At 52.0% G+C, this 512-nt stretch carries 1 protein-coding gene; it reads left to right on the top strand.

Annotated features, from left to right (window positions below; all coding sequences use genetic code 11):
• A partial coding sequence (locus ACSNJE_RS15945; RefSeq protein ID WP_495253078.1) for an EF-Tu/IF-2/RF-3 family GTPase occupies positions 1 to 512 on the top strand: 512 nt, incomplete at both ends.

Here is a 512-nt window from a genome sequence, read left to right as displayed (position 1 = left end):
GGGGCTATTTGGAAACTGATGGATGAAGTAGATAGTTACTTCCCGACACCGCAGCGTGATACCGACAAGCCGTTCCTGATGCCGATAGAGGACGTATTCTCCATCACCGGACGTGGTACCGTAGCAACGGGAAGGGTAGAGCGCGGAACAGTAAAAGTAGGCGACGAAGTAGAGATTATCGGTATGAGCGAAGAGCGTAAGAAGACCGTAATAACCGGAGTAGAGATGTTCCGCAAGCTGTTGGATCAGGCAGAAGCCGGAGACAATATAGGTTGCCTGTTGCGTGGTATTGACAGGAAAGAGGTAGAGCGTGGGCAGGTACTGGCAAAGCCGGGCACCATCAATCCGCACACCAAGTTTTTTGCCGAGGTATACGTACTGACCAAGGAAGAAGGAGGCCGTCACACCCCGTTCTTCAACGGATACCGTCCGCAGTTTTACTTCCGTACAACAGACGTGACCGGAGTAGTAAAGTTACCTGAGGGCGTAGAGATGGTAATGCCTGGGGACAA

It is taken from the genome of Thermincola sp. GK-1 (assembly GCF_059412445.1).
The sequence above is the reverse complement of the archived record's forward strand: the minus strand, read 5'-3'. Positions and strand labels throughout refer to the sequence as shown.